Below are 19052 nucleotides of genomic sequence, written 5' to 3'. Positions count from 1 at the left end.
TCATGCTGCGCACCATCGTAAAAAGAGAAAAACATGGACGTAAGAGAGTACAAATCCGCCTCATCGGGTTCCCTGATTCTGGCCCCGGCCGTTGGGGTTTTTGCCCAGGGGGAGCCGGTGTGGTTTCTGTTCGGCATCTCCCAGGTGGAAGATATTCTGGGATCCCTTGCCTTTTCCGAGGTGCCCTTTGCCCCTGCCTATGTCGGCGGGCTCGGGGACTGGCGGGGCCTTGCCCTGCCGGTTCTCTCCCTGGAGACACTCCTGGGCTTTGCCCCCGATGAGGCCGGGTACGGCGGCACGCGCATGCTGGTGGTGCGAAAGGCAGGCCTTTCGGGGGAGCCGGAGAACTGGAATCGGGCCCTTGTGCGCATCGCTCCCGGGGCAAGGCTCCTTGGCAGCGCTCCCCGCACCGAGCCCCTGGGTGCGGGGGCGTATCTGGAAGCATCCCTTCTTCCGGCGGTCAAGGGCATGTACCGATGGGAGGAGGGGCTCCTGGTGGTACCCCATCTTGAACACATCCTGGGAGGGGAGTTGAGCGGTGTATTCAGCCACGACACTTGAAAACGGTATCCGCGTGGTCACCGAGTCCATGCCCGAGACGCGGTCTGTGTCCGTGGGGATCATGATCGATGTCGGACCCCGGGATGAGCCCGAAGGGTGTCACGGCCTGGCCCACCTGGCCGAGCATATGATGTTCCAGGGCACGGGAAGCCGCAGCGCCCGGGACATTGCCCTGATGATGGACGAGTCCGGCGGGCAGATGGGGGCCTTCACCACCCGGGATTACACCTGTTACTCGGCCACGGTGCTGGACGATTACACCACCTACGCCCTGGATCTCATGGGGGATATCCTCCTTAACTCGGTGTTTCCTGAAGAGGCCCTGGAGCGGGAAAAACACTCGATCCTCCGGGAGATCGACGGGGAGGCCGACATCCCCTCAAGCAGGGCCCATGGCGCCCTGAAATCCCATGTCTGGGGCCGACATCCCCTGGGGCGCTCCGTGGCGGGTTCGCCGGAGGTGGTCCGGAGCATGACCCGGGAGGATTTGATCTATTTTGTCCACCGGTACTACCTTCCCGACCGCATGATCGTGGCGGCCGCAGGCAACCTTCACCACGGGGATTTTCTCTCCCAGGTGCGGGACGCCTTCTGGCGGATGATGGGGACCGGGGAGAAGACCCATAGCCCCAGCCCCTCGTTTGCTTCCGGGGTGGTGGTGGAGGACGTGCCTGTGTCCCAGGCTTACTTTGCCATCGGCCTTGACTGCCTGCCCTACGGGGACGAGGGACGCTACGGGGTGCACCTGCTTAACAGCATCATCGGCGGCGGATCGAGCTCCCGGCTCTATGTCCGGCTGAGGGAGGAACGGGGGCTGGTGTACCGCATCGGCTCGGAATACCACGCCTATGCCGACGGCGGTATGCTGGTCATCGAAGGGAGTACGGCCCCGGAGTATCTCATCCGGGTCCTGTGCCTTGTGCTGGTGGAGTTGTGGCAGCTTGCCGCAGGGGATGACCCCGTCTCCGAAGAGGAGCTGTGGAAGGCCCGGATGCAGCTGCGGGCCCAACACCTCATCGCCTCGGAGAACTCCTCGACCCGCATGAGCCGCCTGGCCACCCAGGCCTTTTATTTCGAGCGGTTTCTCTCCGGAGAGGAGATCCTTTCGTCCATCGACGCGGTGGGGTGTGCGGAACTTAAGGAGACCGCAGGCAGCGGCCTTGCCAGGGCCCTGAAGCATGTGGCCGTCTCCGTGGTGGGCCCCGAAGGGCCCGAGACCTTTACCCGGCAAGGGATCGAGGATCTGCTGGCAGAGTTTGTCTGAAGAAGCCGGGCACATGGCGACGGCATGGCCTTTGGGCCAAAGGGCGTCGTCCATCAATCCATAGACCAAGAAGGAGTGCAATCATGACCATCGACAACGCCGTGAAGAAAAACTGGATCGACGTGCAGAAAAAACATGATGTTCCCGTCAACGCCATCGGGGTCAAGATCAACCCCAAGGATGAGAAGACGCTGAAGGTGTGGAAGGAAGAGGGCATCGATCAATTTGTGAAGCGGTAGGGCCGCAGGTACGGACGATGTGTCCAGGGCGCCCCGGTAAGCGGGGCGCCTGCACCGGCGCTGCATGGGTTTTTGAGTAATTCTGGAGTGAAACAATGGCGAAACATAAAATTCTGGTTGTCGAGGACAGCCCGACGAACATGATCCTTATGACCACCCCCCTGACCGAGGCGGGGTACGATGTCATCACGGCTGTGGATGGCGAAGAGGCCCTCGAAAAGGCCACCGGCGAGCACCCCGATCTCATTGTCCTGGACGTGATCCTGCCGAAGAAGAACGGGTTCCAGGTGTGCCGGCAGCTGAAGACGGCCCCGGACACCCAGGATATCAAGATCATCATGCTTACAAGCAAAACCCAGGACAGCGACCGGTTCTGGGGGACGAAGCAGGGGGCCGACGGGTACATGACCAAGCCCTTTGATAACGGTGAGTACCTGGATGCGGTCAAGGCGCTGCTCTGATCCATCGGGTTCGGTTTGATTCTCCCCTGGTTACGCGGGGTTTTTTCGACGGCCCGTTGTGCACGGGCCGTCGCCACGAGGAAGGAGTGGCGCATTGGAACGCATAAAATCGTTTTTTCAGAGCCTTAAGATCGGTACCAAGCTGTCTTTTGGCATCGTATCGATGATCGTGTTGGTGATGGCGGTCCTGTTGACGACCATTATCAACTCTTACCGCGAAAACCTGATTGCCAACAGCCAAGACCTGATGATTGCCTCGATCAAGAACGTGGGCCAGTCCACCGAGGCGGATATCTTGGCCACGGCGCAGATGGTACGGACAACGGCCATCTCCCAGGCATCGGGGCTGTTCGGGGACCGCGAAGGGACCATTGAGCAGATCAAGTCCGGCATGGAGGCTTTTCCCGGCTGTTTTGGTATTGCCATCAACTACGAACCCGACGCCGACGGCCAGGATGAGGCGTACCGTGGCGACACCGTGCACACCATCGACGGCCGGTTTCTCCCGTTTTATCACTGGAAAGACGGGCTCAAGCGCGAGGAGATGGTGCCCAGTAAGAGTATCCAGACCGCCAAAGGGTGGTACCAGGTGCCCAAGAAAAACGCCCTTGAGATGCTGCGGGGCCGAAACGTGACAGACCTGATGTACTACTCGGATGTCTACCTGACCCGAGGGGTTCCCACGGTCTCCATCGTGCATCCCATTATCCGGGACAGGGAGTTCAAAGGGGTGGTCTCCGTGGACATGTCCATGATCAACGCCCAGGCCGACCTGAAGCGGCTCAAGCCCTATGCCACGGCTCTTCCGTTCCTTGTGGGCGAGAAGGGGACGATCCTGGCCGGGGAGCTCTTCGGACAGGCCAAGGTGGGCTCATCCGTGTACAAGGAGCCCGGCTACTCCGACGCATTTTTCCGGTTCTTCAAGGAGCACAAGGGCGGAATGCTTGAAGAGAAACGGGCCTCGGACGGTAAAGAGATCTACTATGTGTTCTCCCTTCTTCCCACCACCGGCATGGTGGTGGGCCTGGCCGTTGAAAAGGAGGAGATCATAGCCCCCATCAACGCCCTGATCGCCAAGATCTCCGTGGGCGCGGTGGTGGCCCTGATTCTCTGCCTGGCTGTTGTCTGGCTGGTGGCACGGCGCATTGTCGTCAGGCCGGTCAACAACATCATGTCCCTTTTCAGTGAGATCGGTATCGGTAACTTTGACGCCCGTGCCGAGGTCATGAGCCGGGACGAACTCGGTATCATGGCCGAAAGTCTCAACGCCATGCTGGACAACACTCTCTCCCTGATCCAGAGCCGTGAAGAGCGTGATGCCATCCAGGGCAGCGTCATGAAGCTCCTCACCGAGATCAGCGGTCTCACCGAAGGGGACCTGACCGTGCGGGCGGAGGTGACCGAAGACATGACCGGCGCCATTGCCGACTCCTTCAACCTCATGGCCGAGCAGATCGGCCAGGTTGTCCGGGAGGTCAAGGCTGCTGCGGGCCGCGTGAACGACACCTCCGGCGAGGTGCATGAATCCACGGAAAAGCTGGCCCAAACCAGTACCCTCCAGGCCGAGCAGATCGCCTCGGCCATCGCCGACATCCGGGGCATGGCAGACGCCATTCGTCAGGTGGCGGAGCGGGCCGTGCATTCGGCCTCGGTATCGGAGCAGTCCACGGCGAGCGCCCGTGAAGGGGCCGACGCGGTGAGCAAGACCAACGCGTCCATGTCAGCCATCCGGGAGAACGTCCAGGAGACGGCCCGGGCCATCAAGCGCCTCGGGGAGAGTTCCCAGGAGATCGGCAACATCGTGCAGATCATCGGGGACATCGCCGACAGGACCTCAATCCTGGCCCTGAACGCCTCCATCCAGGCGGCCATGGCAGGGGACGCGGGCCGGGGCTTTGCCGTGGTCGCAGAAGAGGTTCAGCGCCTTGCAGAGCGTTCCACCAACTCCACCAAGCAGATCGACACCCTGGTAAAGAACATCCAGGGGGAGATCACCGAGGCTGGCGCCAGTATGGACGCCAGTATCCAGAGGGTTGTGGAGGGCTCAAAGCGAGCCGACGACGCCCACGCCAAGCTGGAGGAGATCCGGGAAGTTTCCGGCGAGCTCGCCGAACTCATCGGCGGCATCTCCCGCACGTCCGAGGACCAGGCCAGGGAGTCGGAGAAGATCACGCAATCCATGGAAGCCATCGGGACCATCAGCTCCGATACCTCGGAGGCCAGTCTCGCCACCGCCGCCCGCATGGACGAGATGGAGGAGACGGCACTTGCCATGATCAGCTCCATCGCGGCCTTTAAGGTGGACGCGGTGTAACAAAAGGCTGTCCGACCATATTGATTGACCGTGGGCATCCACCCGACTTTTCCCCCCGGGTGGATGCCATCACGTGAAAAACCCCCTGAAGCAAAATGCTTCAGGGGGTTTTTTCATGGGAGAGGCTCCGCCCCGTGTCTTGCTCACAGTGGGGCGGAGCGGGGAGCCGGCACCTTGGATGAACGGCACCATCGGGGGGGGGATGCCGTGTGGGGACGGCATGGGTCATGGTGCCAGGAAAAGGTGCGCGGTTCCCCGGAAAAAAGGCCTCGAGGATCATGGTGAGGCGTGCTTGCAGGATATTTTGCTGGGTTGGCTTTCCGGCAGGGCCGCCGTTTTTTTGTTGTTAAATACCGATGTCGTCTGGGCGGACCATGAGCCAGCGCTTGTTGGCAGACGGGTACTGCCAGGCCTCCTGCTGTTGCCGGGCGCGGAGGGTTCGGGCCGCCTGGGTGGCGTCCCAGAGCTCTTCCTTGCGGTTGATCCAGAGCTTGATGCCCCCGAATTCCTCGGCCTTGAAGAGCATGGGGTGATCACTGGGGGACGCCCCTGCAGCTAAAATGGGGCGGTTCACCGGATGAATATAGTCTTCGATGGCCCAGACCTTGCCGGAGGTGATGGTGTATGGGCTCCACAGGGTGGGGGTAAGCTCCATGGCCATGTGCCGCGCCTTGGGGTAGCTCTCATCGAGAAAATGGCCTTTCTGGATCTGAAGGCGGGCCGTGGTGATGTTGCCGGTGGCGCGGTCCTTGAGCAGGGTGCTGACGCCGATGACGTTTTCGGGTTTGATGTTGAGCCCGTACCGGGGATCGCAGGCCACCATACGGACCAGCTCTTCCAGGGCGGAGGAGATCAGGAAGACCTCGATGCCGTTCTCCTGCATGGCGTTGATGAGCTCCCGCATGCCGGGGTAGATCCGGGGAGCCTCCACCTCTATCTCGGTAAGCACGCCGTTTCGCCGGTACTTGGCGGGAATGGACGCGCCGTTCAGGGCGAAGAGATCGTCCACGTGGCCCTTGAGCTCTTCTAAGGTAAACCCGGAAAAGACCCGGGCGAGCCAGGGCGATCCCACCTTGGGATCGATCTCGAAAAGCCGTCGGGCATAAGAGGTGAGGGTGTCTCCCGGAAGCAGGGGGACGATTTCAAGGGCGGGATCCATGGACTCCGGGGTCATGAGTCCCTTGTTTTCCAGGTAGGCCAGCAGGGATGCGTCCAGGTTTCGGTACCAGAGGGTGTTGTCGCAGGCAAAGACAGCAAACTTGTCCTGAAAGGCGTTGCGTTCGATGAGGCGGATCAACTTGTGGCGTTGAGCCCCGGGCCAGTGGGTCAGCTCTGCGGCTTGGGCCGTGCAGGTCAGGGCGATGAGGCTCACTGCAACAAGGGCGACCTTGCGAAACCATGTCATGTCTGCTTTTTCTCCTTGCCATCTTGCGGTTGACAAAAAAACGGATCAGGGGGCGGTTCAGCCACCCTGACTGCATGTGTTTCCTGCGGGGGTGAAAAAGCAAACCGGGTGCTTGGGCCAGTGTGGCGGGAGGGGGGTGGGAAGGGCTCCATGGAGCGGTCGCACGGGTGACGGCACTTGGGCTGCGAAGGCGGCCATCGGGCGTCATCCAAGGGCAACCCGGCTGTCTTCGTTTGGGGAAGACCCGTGGCTTTCCGTCCCTGCTTCACAACAGGTTTGGCTTTTTCCAGCGTCTTCTCCGACAGTTTGGGCGTCGGGGGGCGCTCGGGAAAAAAGTATGTATGAACCGAGAGGTATCCTGGGATTTTTAAAACCAGAAAACATAAGATGTTATCAGGCACACTGTTCCGTGTCCTAGTTAGATATAAACCATACGAGTGAACTCCTGGTCAACGCTTGTTTTTCTTTTTAAACAAAAAAATAAGTCAGTAAGTAAAATGGGCTTTTTATAGAAATCAGTAAATGGAGGGCGGGGGCGTGTAATGCACTGATATGCAGAGGGTTTGTTGTGCAGGCGATGGCGGGAGATTTGGGGGGGCGGGGCAGGGCCCTGCCCCCGGCAGGTAGGTTGCATGCTTCCTATTTTCAGTTCAGGTAGCGGTCTGTACAGGCGGTGGAAAAATCGGGGACCGTCTGGACCTTGCCCTGGGCCTTTAAAAAGCCGGCGGTATCCGAAAGGCTTTCCATGATGGAGGCGTCCAGGGCGAGGGCGTAGGTGTGGCGTGCCATGGCCGACTGCATCACCCCCCGGGGAAGCCCCGTGGCCCGGGCCATGATATCGGCTGTCTCCGCCGGGTGGGCCTGCACAAAGGCCTCGGCGGTTTTAAGGGCCTTCATGAACGCCAGGGTGTCGGCCCGGCGATTGGCCAGGAACTCCTTTTGGGCCAGGAGCATGATGGGGTAGCGGTTGCCCAGGCCTCCGAAGGTCATGAGCTCCCTTCCACCTTTGAGCTCTCCCATGGAAGGGGTGGGCTCACTGGCGGCAAAGGCATCGATGGAGCCAGCGGCCAGGGCTTCGGGCAGGGTGGAGGGCGACAGGTCGGTCACGGTGATGGCCCCTGCCGGGATCCCTGCGGCGCTTAAAGCCGCAAGAAATCCCCCGTAGGTGGAGGTCCCTTTTTTGATGCCCACGCGCTTGCCCGACAGGTCGGCCAGGGTGGTGTAGGGCGAGTCCTTGCGGACGATGAGGCGGTGGCGATGTTCCCCGGTGCAGTGGCTGGCGATGATGGTGAGGTTCTCGGAACGGGAGGCGCTGATGATGGCCGTGGTGTCTCCCATGGTGCCGAAGTCTGCGGAGCCGGAGTAGAGGGCCTCGGCACAGGCCGGGCCGTTGTTGAAGCGAAGGGGTTTTACGTCAAGGCCCGCATCGGCGAAGAACCCTTTTTCCACCGCGATGACGGGCAGGGCACTGCCGATGCGGTTCTGGAAGGCAAAACGGATGGGCTCTGAGGCCGTCTCCGATTTCTGGGTGCAGGCGGCAAAGGCGACCGACAGGCCAAGGACCAGGGCGGTAAACAGGAGAGGGATAGGGCCTCGATGGCGCGGTGCGGTGTGGCCTGGGAAAAGAGCTGTGAATTTCATGTGTATGGTTCCTTAACGCTGGTTAACGTGAATTTAAAAGAAAACGTAACTATTCAGATCAAAAAAGCCTCCGGCGGCCCTGCCGGGGGCCAAACGTTTAAAAAGTTTGATAAACAGGTCTCAAGTAATCATTCATAGGCTCCGCCGAAACAATTCCGACATATTCGTATTAGAAACGTTTTTTGCGGAGCTTTTTTTCAAAAAAGCGACCCGCCGGAGGCAAGCTGAATGGTTACAACTTGATTTTACCATAACCTCAAGGCGTCTGTTTCCCACGAAAAACAGGACGCATCATTGTCCACGGGCGAAGTCCGAAGGCCTGCTTTCTTCATGCATCGATGCGGGTGGGGCCGATGCAGCAGGGCAGGGCGTTGAGTTCGCGTCTCAGGTCGCGGACCACCGCCTCCATGTCGTGTGAATACCGGGTACGGGGGCGGGGAAGGCCAATGGGTTTGTCTGCCCGGATGTTGCGGGGGGAAGGCCCCATGACGATGACCCGGTCTGCCAGGAAGGCGGCCTCTTCCACGCTGTGGGTGACATAGACCACGGTCTGGCCGAAGCGCTGCCAGAGCCGGAGCAGCTCGTCCTGGAGTCTCTCCCGGGTGTTGGCGTCCAGGGCGCTGAAGGGCTCGTCCATGAGCAGGACGTCCGGGGCAAGGGCCAGGACCCGGGCGATGGCCACCCGCTGTTTCATGCCGCCGGACAGGGTGTGGGGGTAGGCCCTGGCGTGGTCGGCCATGCCCACGAGCTCCAGGTGGTGCAGGGCCTCTTCGGTGCAGGTTTTTTCCGGCTTGCCTTGTTGCTCCAGGCCGAATGCCACGTTTTTCAGCACCGTAAGCCACGGAAAGAGGGTGGCTTCCTGGAAGACCACGCCCCGTTCCGGCCCGGGTTCCCTGATGGGTTTCCCCCGAAACAGAAGGGCCCCGGAGGAGGGCCGGACAAATCCTGCAATGAGGTTGAGGAGCGTGGTTTTACCGCACCCGCTGGGGCCCAGGATGCAGGTGAACTCCCCATGGCCCAGGGAGAGGGAGACATCGGATAAAATGGCCGGGCCCGAGGCGCCGTTTGTGCCGTATGCTTTATGAAGGTCTGTGCAGGAGATCATGCGTCGTCCCCCGTGAGGTACCACTTGGCGATGGTCCTCTCTTCAAGGGGCTTGAACAGGAGGCGTTCCACCAGGAGCCCGATGAGGCAGATGATGCCGATGCAGGAGAAGGCCGAGGCGTAATCCAGTGTCCAGCGGGCTTCGATGATGGCGTAGCCCAGGCCTGTGCCCGTGCCCACCACCATTTCAGCCGCCACCAAAACCCGCCACCCGTTGCCCAGGCCGATGCGAAGGCCGCTGATGGTGGCCGGAAGGGCCCCGGGCAGCAGCACGCGAAGGAGCAGGGTCTTTCTCCTTGCCCCCATCATGCGCGCCGCCCGCAGATAGGTTTCGTCGAGTTGCTGCACCCCGGACAGGACGTTTAAGGCAATGGGGGTAAAGGCGGTGATGGCGATCATGGAGACGGTGGCGGCCTCGCCGATGCCGAAGCAGAGGATGGCCACGGGGATCCAGGCCAGGCCCGGGATCAGCTGCAGGACGTGGAGAATGGGAAGGGTGGCGTTGCGAAAGGCCCTGGACCATCCCGCCAGCAGGCCATAAAAGGTGCCGCATATCGCGGCGATACCGAAGCCCGCGAGCCAGCGCAGGAGGCTGTCCCCGATGTGGCGCACCAGGGGCGCTTCGGAGAGGGGCGCGCCGGACACCAGGGCCGCCAGGGTTTGGCCCACCTCCCAGGGGGTGGGAAAGGCCACGTGCCGGTTGGCCTGGATCATCAGGGCCATTGCCTGCCAGATCATGAGAAAAATGAGAAAGGGTAGCATTTTTCCAAAGATGGTTTTTGCCATGGAGGTTCCTGCCTTGCACATGATGTGGGGTTTTTCACGACGTTGGGGCGTTGCGGCGATTTCAGGCGGGGCACGCACCCAGGGTTACCCTTGATACGTTGCAAATTTCAGTCCACGAGTATCTCATGTTTTGGGCCGGGGGGCACGGGAAAAGTGGGGCGAGGCGTCGTAGGGGTGAGCAAAGCGCAGCATGCCCATCTTTGCACGGTTAACCCGCATCTTCCCAACCCCATGACAGAGAGCATCGTCACACTTGATGGGCACGGCGCCAGGGCCGTCGTAACCTCAGCGGACACGGCTGTGCCTTTGCCCATCCTACATCTCCTCGGGTCATCGCCTCCGATGGCCGTGTGTTACACGTAGGATGGGCAAAGTGGAGCGTGCCCATCTTTGCACGGTTAACCCGCACCTTCCCAATCCCATACCAAAAGAGTATCGCCACACACGATGGGCACGGCGCCAGGGCCGTCGCAACCTCAGCGGACACGGCTGTGCCTTTGCCCATCCTACATCACTTCGGGTTATCGCCTCCGGTGGCGGTGTGTCACACGTAGGATGGGCAAAGCGGAGCGTGCCCATCATTGCACGCTTAACCCGCACCTTCCCAATTCCATGACAGAGAGCATCTCCACACACGATGGGCACGGCGTCAGGGCCGTCGCAACCCCAACGGACACGACTGTGCCTTTGCCCATCCTACATCTCCTCGGGTCATCGCCTCCGGTGGCCGTGTGTTACACGTAGGATGGGCAAAGCGGAGCGTGCCCATCTTTGCACGCTTAACCCGCACCTTCCCAATTCCATGACAGAGAGCATCGTCACACTTGATGGGCACGGCGCCAGGGCCGTCGTAACCTCAGCGGATACGGCTGTGCCTTTGCCCATCCTACAGCCCCTCGTGTTATCGCCTCCGGTGGCGGTGTGTCACACGTAGGATGGGCAAAGCGGAGCGTGCCCATCTTTGCACGCTTAACCCGCATCTTCCCAACCCCATGCCAGAGAGCATCGCCACACGCGATGGACACGGCGCCAGGGCCGTCGCAACCTCAGCGGACACGGCTGAGCGTTTGCCCATCCTACACCACCTCGGGTCATCGCCTCCGGTGGCCGTGTGTCACACGTAGGATGGGCAAAGCGGAGCGTGCCCATCTTTGCACGGTTAACCCGCACCTTCCCAACCCATGCCAGAGAGCATCATCACACGCGATGGGCACGGCGCCAGGGGCGTCGTAACCTCAGCAGATACGGCTGTGCCTTTGCCCATCCTACACCTCACCCCTCGTTTCCCGGATTCCCACGGGCTCCTCCCCTGTTCCCGAACTCTCCGGGGCTCCGGCCAGGAGCACGCCGCAGATGACCAGGGCTGCGCCCGCGTATTGGGCCGGGAGAAGCCGTTCCCCCAGGATGAGGTAGGCCAGGACCAGGGTGGAGACGGGGATGAGGTTGGCAAAGAGGATAACGTGGGCTGCTTTGATCCGCGTGAGGGCGTAGTTGATGACCACGTAGACAAAAAAGGTGATGCCCACGCCCAGGTAGACCATGGCTCCCAGGACTTTCCAGGAGATGGCCGCGGGCATGGGGCCTGCCAGGGCGCCGGGGAGAAAGAGGAGGGTGGCCTCGAAGACCTGGACGGCTGAGAGGAAGAGGAAGGAGTAGCGTTCGGCCAGGTGCTTGACGGTGAGGGCATAGGCCGTGGAGGAGAGCACCCCGCAGAAGATAAAGAGGTTGCCCAGCAAGGGGCGCGAAGCCGTGGCGTCGGCCTCGCCGAAGGCCGAAACCACCACGACGCCTGCCACGGCCGCGCAGATGCCCAGGGCGCACCGGGTGTTCACCTTTTCCTTGTAGAAGAAAAGAGCGCCCAGGGCGGCGGCAAGGGGGGCGCAGGCCACGATCATGCCTGCCTGGGAGGCCGTGGTGTAGGCAAGCCCCAGGGTCTCGAAGGTAAAGAGGAGAAAGGGCTCACACAGGGCCAGCAGCACCAGGAATTTCCAGTCCCCCTTTCTGTATTCGGGCTTGGGGATCTTGTGCCAGAGCAGGGCGTAGATAACCGCCGCCAGGAACACCCGGGCCAGCAGGATCTGGGGCAGGCTAAAGGTGCCGATGAGCAGCTTGATGACAATGAACCCGCCGCCCCAGATGATGTGGGCGACGACAAGAAGCAGAAAAAGAAATGCCGTGGGCATGGGATGTCCTTGAAAAAAGAGGATAAAAAAGGCAATAGCTCAGATTGCCTCCGGCGGGTCGCTTTTTGAAAAAAGCTCCGCAAAAACGTTCCGGTAGCGAGAGCCCTCTCCCTCAACCCCTTCAGGGGCTGAGGGAAAGGGCTCTCTCAGAATCGGTGAGTCGGCAGCGTATGCAGTGTCGACAAAAGTAGGCCTATTAACACTCTCCTTAAAGCCCCTTTCTCGGATTTTTCAATGCTTTGAGTCTCGGGGAGGCCGCCGGAGGCTTTTTTGAGCTGAATCGTTACAAAGGATTTTTGCTTACGGGCGCAGCCCGTCAGCGAATGTGACGCGGGCGAGGTCCGAGCCCACGGAGCATTCGCGATCCTTGCATTAATAGCCGATCCACTGCCAGTAGGTGGTGGCCACGATGACCACGGCGATACCGGACAGGACCATGCGGGTGGCCATGATCTGCATGAGGTATTTTATGCGTACGTAGCCGGTGGCGAACATGATGAGGGCCGGGGCCAGTTCGTAGGGGAAGAGGAACTGGTCGAGGCCGTAGAAAAAGCTGTAGAGCAGGGGCTGGGTGTCCAGCCCCAGGTTGGCGGCGATTTCGGCCATGGGAATGCTCAGGGAGCTGGCCGCGGCAACCGGTGTGAGGGCAAAGTTGGCGAGGATGCCCACGAGGTAGGCGAAGATGGAGGTTCCGGCCAGGCTCTCCATGCTTTTTAAGTAGGGCACGACCTTTCCGGCCATCCAGGCGGGGATGCCCAGGCTTCCGGCTACGATGCCCACGGCCATGCAGGCGATGATGAAAAAGAGGATGGAGAACTGAACGCCTTTGACGTCTTCGGCCTTGAGGAGGCTGAAGACGGGGGTGAACCCCAGAAGAACGATGGCGCAGAAGGCGTAGTAGCCCGGGATGCCGTGGAATTTTTCCGTGGCAAAGGCGGTCACCGCAAGGAGGGTGAGGACCAGGGTCTTGGTTTCGTCCTTGCTCATGGCGCCCATGGCCTGGATCTCTGCACTGGCATGGATGCGGCATTGCTCGATGTACCTGCCCAGCTCGCGGCTTCCGAAGACGTGCAGGATCCCGATGCAGCCGGCGGCGTTGAGGAGGCTGTATCCCAGGTTGTCTTTGAAGAAGCTGAGCCATTCAATGGGTACGCCCATGTCTTTGACCATGAGCAGGCCCACGATGCCGACGTTGTTGGGCAAAAAGTTGGTGGCAGGGACGGTGGCCCCGAAAAAAGCGGCCATGATCAAGGTGGTGGCCGCTTTGGAGCCTTTTTCCATCCCCATTTTGTTGCACATGCCCGAGGCGATGGCCATGAAGAGGATCACCACGGTGATGACGTCGGGGATGATGGCCCCCAGGCCGTATCCTGCGATGATGAAGGCCCCGTAGAGGCGCAGGGGCGTGGAGCCGATATGGGAGATGGTCAAAAGGGCGATGCGGTCGGAGAGCTTGGTGCGTTCCATGAGCGCGCCGATGAGCATGCCGCAGAGGATGATCCAGGGAATGGGTGTGGTCCAGCCCACAAAGGCAAGGTCCGGGGAGGCGATACCGGTGACGATGTACAGCATCAGCAAAAGGACCGCCGTGGTGAACAGGGGCATGATCTCGAAGGCAAAGCCGGAGATGGCAAAGATGGTGATGAACCAGTAGGTGGTGACCTTGGGAGTCTCCGGGCTGTAGAGCAAAAAGGCCCCGATGGCGGCAAACAGGAGGCTCAAGGCCCAGCCCCGGGTTTTCTGTGATGTCAGCAGTGCGGTCATGATACGTTCCCTTTGAGGTTGCGAATATAGCGTTCAACGGAAAGAGCTGCAACCGTTGCGTCACCCATGGCGGTGGTTATCTGCCTGAAAACCTTCTCATTGATGTCCCCAACGCCGTACACACCGGGGATGTTGGTCCCCATGTCGGCTCCGGCCAGGATGTAGCCTTTGTCGCTTACGGCGATCTGATCTTTGAAAAGATCGTTGTTTGGGGACTGGCCGAGGAAGACAAAGACGCCGTCTGCGGGCAGGGTCTCCCGCTTTCCTGTGGCGAGGTGTTCGATGACCGCGCCGGTGAGGCGGCCCCCTTCGATGCAGAGGTCCACCAGCCTGGTGCCGGTGCGGGCGTCCACCCGCTCGTCGGCCAGGAGCTGTCGCTGGGTGGTGTCGGCGGCAAAGAAACGGTCTTCGGACTCCATGAGGGTGAGGTGGGAGACGCCGATCTGCAGCAGGTAGAGGCTCTCGTCAAAGGCGCTGTTGCCTCCGCCCAGCACGAGGACACGTTTGCCTTTGTAGGCGCCGCCGTCGCAGATGGCGCAGTAGTGCACCTCGTCGCATTCTACGGGAAGGTCCAGGGGAACGGGCCTGCGTCCGGTGGCAAGGATCACCGCCCTGCTGTGGTAGATCTCTTCGTCGGTCTCGACGGTTTTGATCTCCCCTTCAAGGCAGAGGGATTCGATGTCGCAAATCTCTTCCACGGGCACGGAGAGGCTGTCCACATGGGTGCGCATCTTCTCCATTAACTCCATGCCGTGGATTTTCAGGTAAGAGGGAACATTCAGCACCGTGTGGGTCGAGTTCACGAGCCCTCCGGTAACGCTCTCCTCAAGGATCACGGTGTTTAAATTGGCCTGGGCCGCGTAGATGGCGGCTGTCATGCCTGCGGGACCGCCCCCGACAATGACCAGGTCGACGTGTTTTTCCGGTTTCATCTGTATCTCTCCAAATTAGGTGCGCACCCTCCGAAGGGGGCAGCCCGGGAATGCAGGGTCCTGATTCTCCGGTGCGGCCCTCTCGGGTGATGCAGGGGTCCACACGTCGCGATCATGTGGGGGGATTGCGGGTGCCGCCAAAGGGCAGGCCCCGGGTCACGGAACCCTGGCCTTACTTTTTGCGGCGTTTTTATTCGGACGTCCGTTTGAAGGCCGGGAGGCTGTGCACGTCCTCCCGACGTTTTTCCAGGTGTTGATTTAGAGGCAAAAGCCTTGCCTCCGGCGGCGAGGTGGATCCACCTCGAAAGCTAAATGCGAATGCGCCTCGGCTTTCGTAACTCGGGCTGAAATGCGTCCGCATTCGCGTGGTGAGTGACATGACTCCCAATGCGCCACAAGTGCTTGAACTGCCGGAGCCTCAGTTTGGGATCCATAGTCAACTTTCACCGGAATAACTCCGGCGGGCAGTAAGCCTTGGGGTGGTTTTGCCACCTCCTGTCCCCCGTTTAAGCGAATGGTCCGAAGTCCCGGCAAATTCGCTGAAGGGCTTCGTCCGTACGCGAAGCTGTGGATTGCGCAAACAGCCTCACACGTTTCAACAGGCGGGATCGACTTATGCGTTTTTGTAAAAAGCCGTCATCTCTTTGGGGTTCATGAGGCCCGCTTTGGTGGCGACGATGGCGCCGCCTTTGATGACGTAGATGGTGGGCGCGCGCTCGGCTCCGAGTTCTTTCTGCGCCTCGGGGTTTGCCTCGGAATCCATGTTGAAGAAGGTGAGGCCCTCGTTTTTCTTGGCGAATTTCTCCAGAACTTTTTCCATGTTCTTGCAGTGGGGGCACTGCTCTTTAAAGCAGATGAGGACCCCGGCTTCGGTGTCTGAGATGGCGCCTTTGTAGGTGTTGTCGTCAAGGGTGGTAAACATGATGGTCTCCTGCAAATGAATGCATGGTTGTTATGTTCCGGAGGTGCCTCCGGCAGGGCGTTTTTTGTCTACGGGCGAAGCCCGTCAGCAAATGCGACGGGCCGAAGGCCCGGAGCATTTGCAAACCTGGGGTCCAGGGGCTGTAGCCCCTGGCCGCCGGAGGCATGTTTTTTTGCTTAAGTCGTGCGCAGCTCGCCGATGAAGAGTTTCAGTTTCTGGAGCAGCTCTTCGGCCTTTTCGGGGTTGTCGGCGGCGATGTTGTTGAGCTGGAAGGGGTCGGCCTTGCGGTCGAAGAGTTCGTTGTGCTCGGGCACTTCGACTTTGGCCCCTGCGGTGCAGGTCCACATCTCCTCGTCCATGGTCTTTTCAGATCCGGCCACGCAGTCGACGCTGTTCTTCTCCTCTTCGTCCACCAGCCAGTGAACGTAGCTGTAGTCGTCGGTGATGATGGACCAGGACATGCCGTAGTAGCCTGCGATGGCGAAATCGCGGATTTTATCGACCTCGCCCTGCATGAGGGGCAGGAGGCTCTCCCCCTGGAAGTCCTCGGCGCCGTACATGTTCATGCCGTGGTCGCTGACGCCGCTTTCGGTGTCGAGCTGGCCCATGACGTCCATGATGGTGGCGGTGACGTCCACGTTCTGGACGAAGCTCTTGATGCGCTGGCCGCCTTCGACGCCGGGGATGTGCATCATCAGGGGCACGTGGACCAGCTCTTCGTAGGGCCAGGGGCGGGATTTGCGCACGATGCCGTGGCCGTGTTCGCCGTTGCCCATGGGCTGGCCGTGGTCGGACATGAGGACCACCATGGTTTCGTCCCAGAGGCCCTGCTGGCGGATGCTGTCAAGGACTTTGCCGATCCATTCGTCCACCAGGGTGACCTTCTCCATATACAGGGCGCGGATGTGCTCGCACTCCCGTTCGGTGATGCGGCCTTCCACCGGGGTCCAGGGGGCCAGGAGGATGGGGTTGCCCTCGTAGTCGGGGTCGTAGGGGCAGGGCTCGCCTTTCCAGATTGATGGGGGATCCCAGGGCTCGTGGGGATCAAAGGAGTCCACCCAGAGGAAGAAGGGGCGCTCCTTGTCCCGGCGCTCCTTGAGCCAGTTGACGGTGCGGTTGACGACCTTGGCCACGTAGCTGTCGGCGTCGCTGCGGCGGTGCTGCTGCTGGCGGAGAAAACAGCCGATTTCGTCTAAGAGCTGCTGGCTGTCGTCGTCGATGAGGTTGCCTTCCTTGTCCCACACCATGGAGGCGGAGGTGAAATCTTCGGGCTTCATGGCAGGGTCCAGGGGCACGTCGGCAAAGGAGGTGTGGTCCAGCTCCTGGCCGGGGCAGAAGTCCACGAAGTCGAAACCGCGGGAGTAGCCGAACTTGGGCAGGCGCATGGGGGCGGTGTCGTAGATGAGGGCGGTCTGCATGTTCTTGCCCCACATGATGTCGGTGAGGGTGGTGTCGTCGCCGGAGAGGGGCTGCCAGCCGCCGTAGGGCAGGGTGAACCTTCCCGTCATGAGGGCGCGCCGCACGGGCACGGTGGGGAGCCCTTCGCTGTAGGCGTTTTCGAAGAGCACGGACTGGCGCGCGAAGCGGTCCATGTTCGGGGTTTTTATCTTCTCGTTGCCGTAGCACCCCAGGTAGTTGAACTGCAGGGTGTCCAGCATGATGAAGACGACGTTTTTGATCTTGTCGCGGTTGAAAGCCATGGGTTTCTCCTCGGCACGATTGAGGGTCCGTATCGAAGGCGACGGGGTCGCCGTGAATCGGTCCGGGCGAATTCGCCCTGGCCGTGTACGTGTTTCTTGATGGGAAAAGAGTAGGGCATCGGGGGGAAAAATTCTGCTTCACATGAGACACTTTTTGAAAATTCGTTGAATTATTTCATCAATTATTTTGATCGAAAAAGGGCGAGTCCGACAGCTGGGAAGGGCCTTGCTCGGCCGCAGCCAGACATGGCGGCCCGGAGGGGGGCGAGGGGGAAGGGGGTAGGGCGTCTGCAAAAATAAAAAATACACGCACCGAATAGCGACGCCGAAGCAATCACCGTAAACGATACGTCGATACGCATCAGCGTCGATTCGGCCGGAATCGGTCAATGGTACGTAACCATTGAGCTCAAAAAAACAGCCTCCGGCGGCAAGGTGTGCCACCTTGAAAGCCGGTAGCGGATGCGCTTTGCCCCTCGTTCCTCGGGTCAAATCACATCCGCCTTTAAAGTGACATTCATGAAGATGTCTATTTATGACCTGTTTGTTAAACTTTTTGTAACTATTCAGCTATGCCTCCGGCGGGTCGCTTTTTTAAAAAAAAGCTCCGCAAAAAATTCTTCTAAGGCACCCGCGCTACGTTTTGATCGCCCTGAAGGGCGATCAAAACGTAGCGCGGGTGCGAAAATGTCGAAGTTGTTTCGGCGTAGCCTGGAAGGCTTACTTAAGACCTGTTTGTCAAACCCGACTCATAAAATCGGGCAAAAGTTTGGCCCCCGGCAGGGCCGCCGGAGGCAAAGATGAACCGAATAGTTACCAATTATTTTTTGCACGAGCCTTTACTCCGAGGCGATGAGGCAGAGGATTTTGCCGTGTTCCATGAGCCTGACAGGGTCCAGGATGTCGAGGCGGGTCTTGGAAAACCGGCCGATGACCCCTTCGTCCCGAAGCTCGTGGATGACGCGGCAGACGCTGCTCCGGTGGATGCCCAGGATGTTGGCCATGTCCACCTGGGAGAGGTCGGGGTTGACGGTCTCCTTTTCTCCCTGCTCCCGCCAGATGTGGGAGAGCATGCGGCAGATCTGACCCCGGGCGTCCAGGAGGTTGGAGTCGTAGATCTGGCTGAAGAAGGCCCCGCCCTTGACCCCCAGGGACCTGACGAGGTTGAGAACCAGGTGGGGATACTCCCGGCAGAAGGCGAGGTCGTCCAGCAGGGAGTCGGGAAAGATAACGATTTCGCACTCGGTTAAGGTGCGCAGGCTGTGGACGTGGACGCTGGACTTGTGCATGAAGGTGATCTCGCCGAAGAGGACTCCTTCTTCCATGATCATCACCACCCGTTCCTGGCCGTCTTCGGCGATGCAGGAGAGGTGCAGGGTGCCCCGGTCGAGGAAGAAAAAGGCGTTGTCGTCTGTGTTTCCCAGTTCGTGGTGCCGGGGCAGGGTCTTGCGCGTCCCTTTGTCCAGGATCTCCCGCCAGGGGGCGTTCAAATCCCGGATGCGAAACACGGCCAGGTCCTGTTTGTAGGTGTCGATGTCGGGGTGGTTCATGGCAAAGCCCTCCTTGTTTTCCTGGTCTGAACGACGCCCCGGCATGTTGCGGCGTGTTCCTCTGTTCGTCATACGACATCGGGGGATATTTGGCACGCAGGAATTATCAGTGCTGGAGAAGGAGGGGGCGTGCTATGCCTTTTTGAAGGGGTATATCTTGATGGGGTTATTTCTCACTACTTTATGGATATTGAAAAAAACTCGGATATGTGATCTGTTGTGTCTT

At 60.2% G+C, this 19052-nt stretch carries 15 protein-coding genes and 1 riboswitch; of the genes, 5 read left to right on the top strand and 10 right to left on the bottom strand.

The window, feature by feature from the left end:
- The first annotated feature begins 33 nt into the window (after positions 1-33).
- From MSL71_RS04055 to MSL71_RS04035, 5 genes are all read left to right on the top strand, one after another.
- Entirely contained in the window at positions 34-561 is a 528-nt protein-coding gene (locus MSL71_RS04055) for a chemotaxis protein CheW (protein WP_180137369.1), read from the top strand.
- Positions 539-1825 carry a M16 family metallopeptidase gene (locus MSL71_RS04050; RefSeq protein ID WP_180137368.1) on the top strand — a complete coding sequence of 429 codons (1287 nt, stop codon included), beginning with the start codon at positions 539-541 and terminating at the stop codon, positions 1823-1825. Before MSL71_RS04055 ends, MSL71_RS04050 begins: the two co-directional genes overlap by 23 nt.
- Before the next feature lie 83 nt (positions 1826-1908).
- On the top strand, positions 1909-2064 hold the full coding sequence (locus MSL71_RS04045) for a hypothetical protein (protein ID WP_180137367.1): 156 nt from the start codon (positions 1909-1911) through the stop codon (positions 2062-2064).
- A gap of 95 nt (positions 2065-2159) precedes the next feature.
- Positions 2160-2525: a response regulator transcription factor gene (locus MSL71_RS04040; RefSeq protein ID WP_180137366.1), complete on the top strand. Its 366-nt coding sequence runs from the start codon at positions 2160-2162 to the stop codon at positions 2523-2525.
- A gap of 94 nt (positions 2526-2619) precedes the next feature.
- A complete protein-coding gene (locus MSL71_RS04035; RefSeq protein ID WP_180137365.1) occupies positions 2620-4839 on the top strand; it encodes a methyl-accepting chemotaxis protein in 2220 nt (739 codons plus the stop codon).
- 346 nt (positions 4840-5185) lie between these two features.
- Here MSL71_RS04035 and MSL71_RS04030 read toward each other — a convergent pair whose 3' ends face one another.
- From MSL71_RS04030 to MSL71_RS03985, 10 genes are all read right to left on the bottom strand, one after another.
- Complete coding sequence (locus tag MSL71_RS04030) at positions 5186-6244, bottom strand: HAD family hydrolase (protein ID WP_180137364.1); 1059 nt, start codon at positions 6242-6244, stop codon at positions 5186-5188.
- Between the two features lie 210 nt (positions 6245-6454).
- A riboswitch (cyclic di-GMP riboswitch) is annotated at positions 6455-6535 on the bottom strand.
- Between the two features lie 354 nt (positions 6536-6889).
- Positions 6890-7885: an ABC transporter substrate-binding protein gene (locus MSL71_RS04025; RefSeq protein WP_180137363.1), complete on the bottom strand. Its 996-nt coding sequence runs from the start codon at positions 7883-7885 to the stop codon at positions 6890-6892.
- A 328-nt stretch (positions 7886-8213) separates the two neighbouring features.
- Positions 8214-8990, bottom strand: coding sequence for an ABC transporter ATP-binding protein (locus tag MSL71_RS04020; RefSeq protein WP_180137362.1), 777 nt, complete (start codon positions 8988-8990; stop codon positions 8214-8216).
- Positions 8987-9775, bottom strand: coding sequence for an ABC transporter permease (locus tag MSL71_RS04015; protein WP_180137361.1), 789 nt, complete (start codon positions 9773-9775; stop codon positions 8987-8989). The genes MSL71_RS04020 and MSL71_RS04015 overlap by 4 nt, the downstream gene beginning before the upstream one ends.
- A gap of 1265 nt (positions 9776-11040) precedes the next feature.
- Positions 11041-11958 (bottom strand): DMT family transporter, encoded by a 918-nt coding sequence (locus MSL71_RS04010; protein ID WP_180137360.1) that lies wholly within the window; start codon positions 11956-11958, stop codon positions 11041-11043.
- A 372-nt stretch (positions 11959-12330) separates the two neighbouring features.
- On the bottom strand, positions 12331-13722 hold the full coding sequence (locus MSL71_RS04005) for an SLC13 family permease (RefSeq protein ID WP_180137359.1): 1392 nt from the start codon (positions 13720-13722) through the stop codon (positions 12331-12333).
- Positions 13719-14654 (bottom strand): NAD(P)/FAD-dependent oxidoreductase, encoded by a 936-nt coding sequence (locus tag MSL71_RS04000; RefSeq protein WP_180137358.1) that lies wholly within the window; start codon positions 14652-14654, stop codon positions 13719-13721. Before MSL71_RS04000 ends, MSL71_RS04005 begins: the two co-directional genes overlap by 4 nt.
- Positions 14655-15267: 613 nt before the next feature.
- Entirely contained in the window at positions 15268-15576 is a 309-nt protein-coding gene (locus tag MSL71_RS03995; protein WP_180137357.1) for a thioredoxin family protein, read from the bottom strand.
- 176 nt (positions 15577-15752) lie between these two features.
- Positions 15753-17276 carry a sulfatase family protein gene (locus MSL71_RS03990; RefSeq protein ID WP_180137356.1) on the bottom strand — a complete coding sequence of 508 codons (1524 nt, stop codon included), beginning with the start codon at positions 17274-17276 and terminating at the stop codon, positions 15753-15755.
- A gap of 839 nt (positions 17277-18115) precedes the next feature.
- The gene (locus MSL71_RS03985; RefSeq protein WP_180137355.1) at positions 18116-18826 is read right to left on the bottom strand and encodes a Crp/Fnr family transcriptional regulator; all 711 of its coding nucleotides are present in this window, start codon (positions 18824-18826) and stop codon (positions 18116-18118) included.
- Positions 18827-19052: the final 226 nt, after the last annotated feature.

This window comes from Desulfoluna butyratoxydans (assembly GCF_900699765.1).
Lineage (GTDB): Bacteria > Desulfobacterota > Desulfobacteria > Desulfobacterales > Desulfolunaceae > Desulfoluna > Desulfoluna butyratoxydans.
The sequence above is the reverse complement of the archived record's forward strand: the minus strand, read 5'-3'. Positions and strand labels throughout refer to the sequence as shown.

What these genes read in the sequence shown, in the direction of transcription:
- MSL71_RS04055 (WP_180137369.1), top strand. Translation starts at nt 34, where the DNA reads ATGGACGTAAGAGAGTACAAATCCGCCTCATCGGGTTCCCTGATTCTG.
- MSL71_RS04045 (WP_180137367.1), top strand. Translation starts at nt 1,909, where the DNA reads ATGACCATCGACAACGCCGTGAAGAAAAACTGGATCGACGTGCAGAAA.
- MSL71_RS04040 (WP_180137366.1), top strand. Translation starts at nt 2,160, where the DNA reads ATGGCGAAACATAAAATTCTGGTTGTCGAGGACAGCCCGACGAACATG.
- MSL71_RS04030 (WP_180137364.1), bottom strand. Translation starts at nt 6,244, where the DNA reads ATGACATGGTTTCGCAAGGTCGCCCTTGTTGCAGTGAGCCTCATCGCC.
- MSL71_RS04025 (WP_180137363.1), bottom strand. Translation starts at nt 7,885, where the DNA reads ATGAAATTCACAGCTCTTTTCCCAGGCCACACCGCACCGCGCCATCGA.
- MSL71_RS04020 (WP_180137362.1), bottom strand. Translation starts at nt 8,990, where the DNA reads ATGATCTCCTGCACAGACCTTCATAAAGCATACGGCACAAACGGCGCC.
- MSL71_RS04015 (WP_180137361.1), bottom strand. Translation starts at nt 9,775, where the DNA reads ATGGCAAAAACCATCTTTGGAAAAATGCTACCCTTTCTCATTTTTCTC.
- MSL71_RS04010 (WP_180137360.1), bottom strand. Translation starts at nt 11,958, where the DNA reads ATGCCCACGGCATTTCTTTTTCTGCTTCTTGTCGTCGCCCACATCATC.
- MSL71_RS04005 (WP_180137359.1), bottom strand. Translation starts at nt 13,722, where the DNA reads ATGACCGCACTGCTGACATCACAGAAAACCCGGGGCTGGGCCTTGAGC.
- MSL71_RS04000 (WP_180137358.1), bottom strand. Translation starts at nt 14,654, where the DNA reads ATGAAACCGGAAAAACACGTCGACCTGGTCATTGTCGGGGGCGGTCCC.
- MSL71_RS03995 (WP_180137357.1), bottom strand. Translation starts at nt 15,576, where the DNA reads ATGTTTACCACCCTTGACGACAACACCTACAAAGGCGCCATCTCAGAC.
- MSL71_RS03990 (WP_180137356.1), bottom strand. Translation starts at nt 17,276, where the DNA reads ATGGCTTTCAACCGCGACAAGATCAAAAACGTCGTCTTCATCATGCTG.
- MSL71_RS03985 (WP_180137355.1), bottom strand. Translation starts at nt 18,826, where the DNA reads ATGAACCACCCCGACATCGACACCTACAAACAGGACCTGGCCGTGTTT.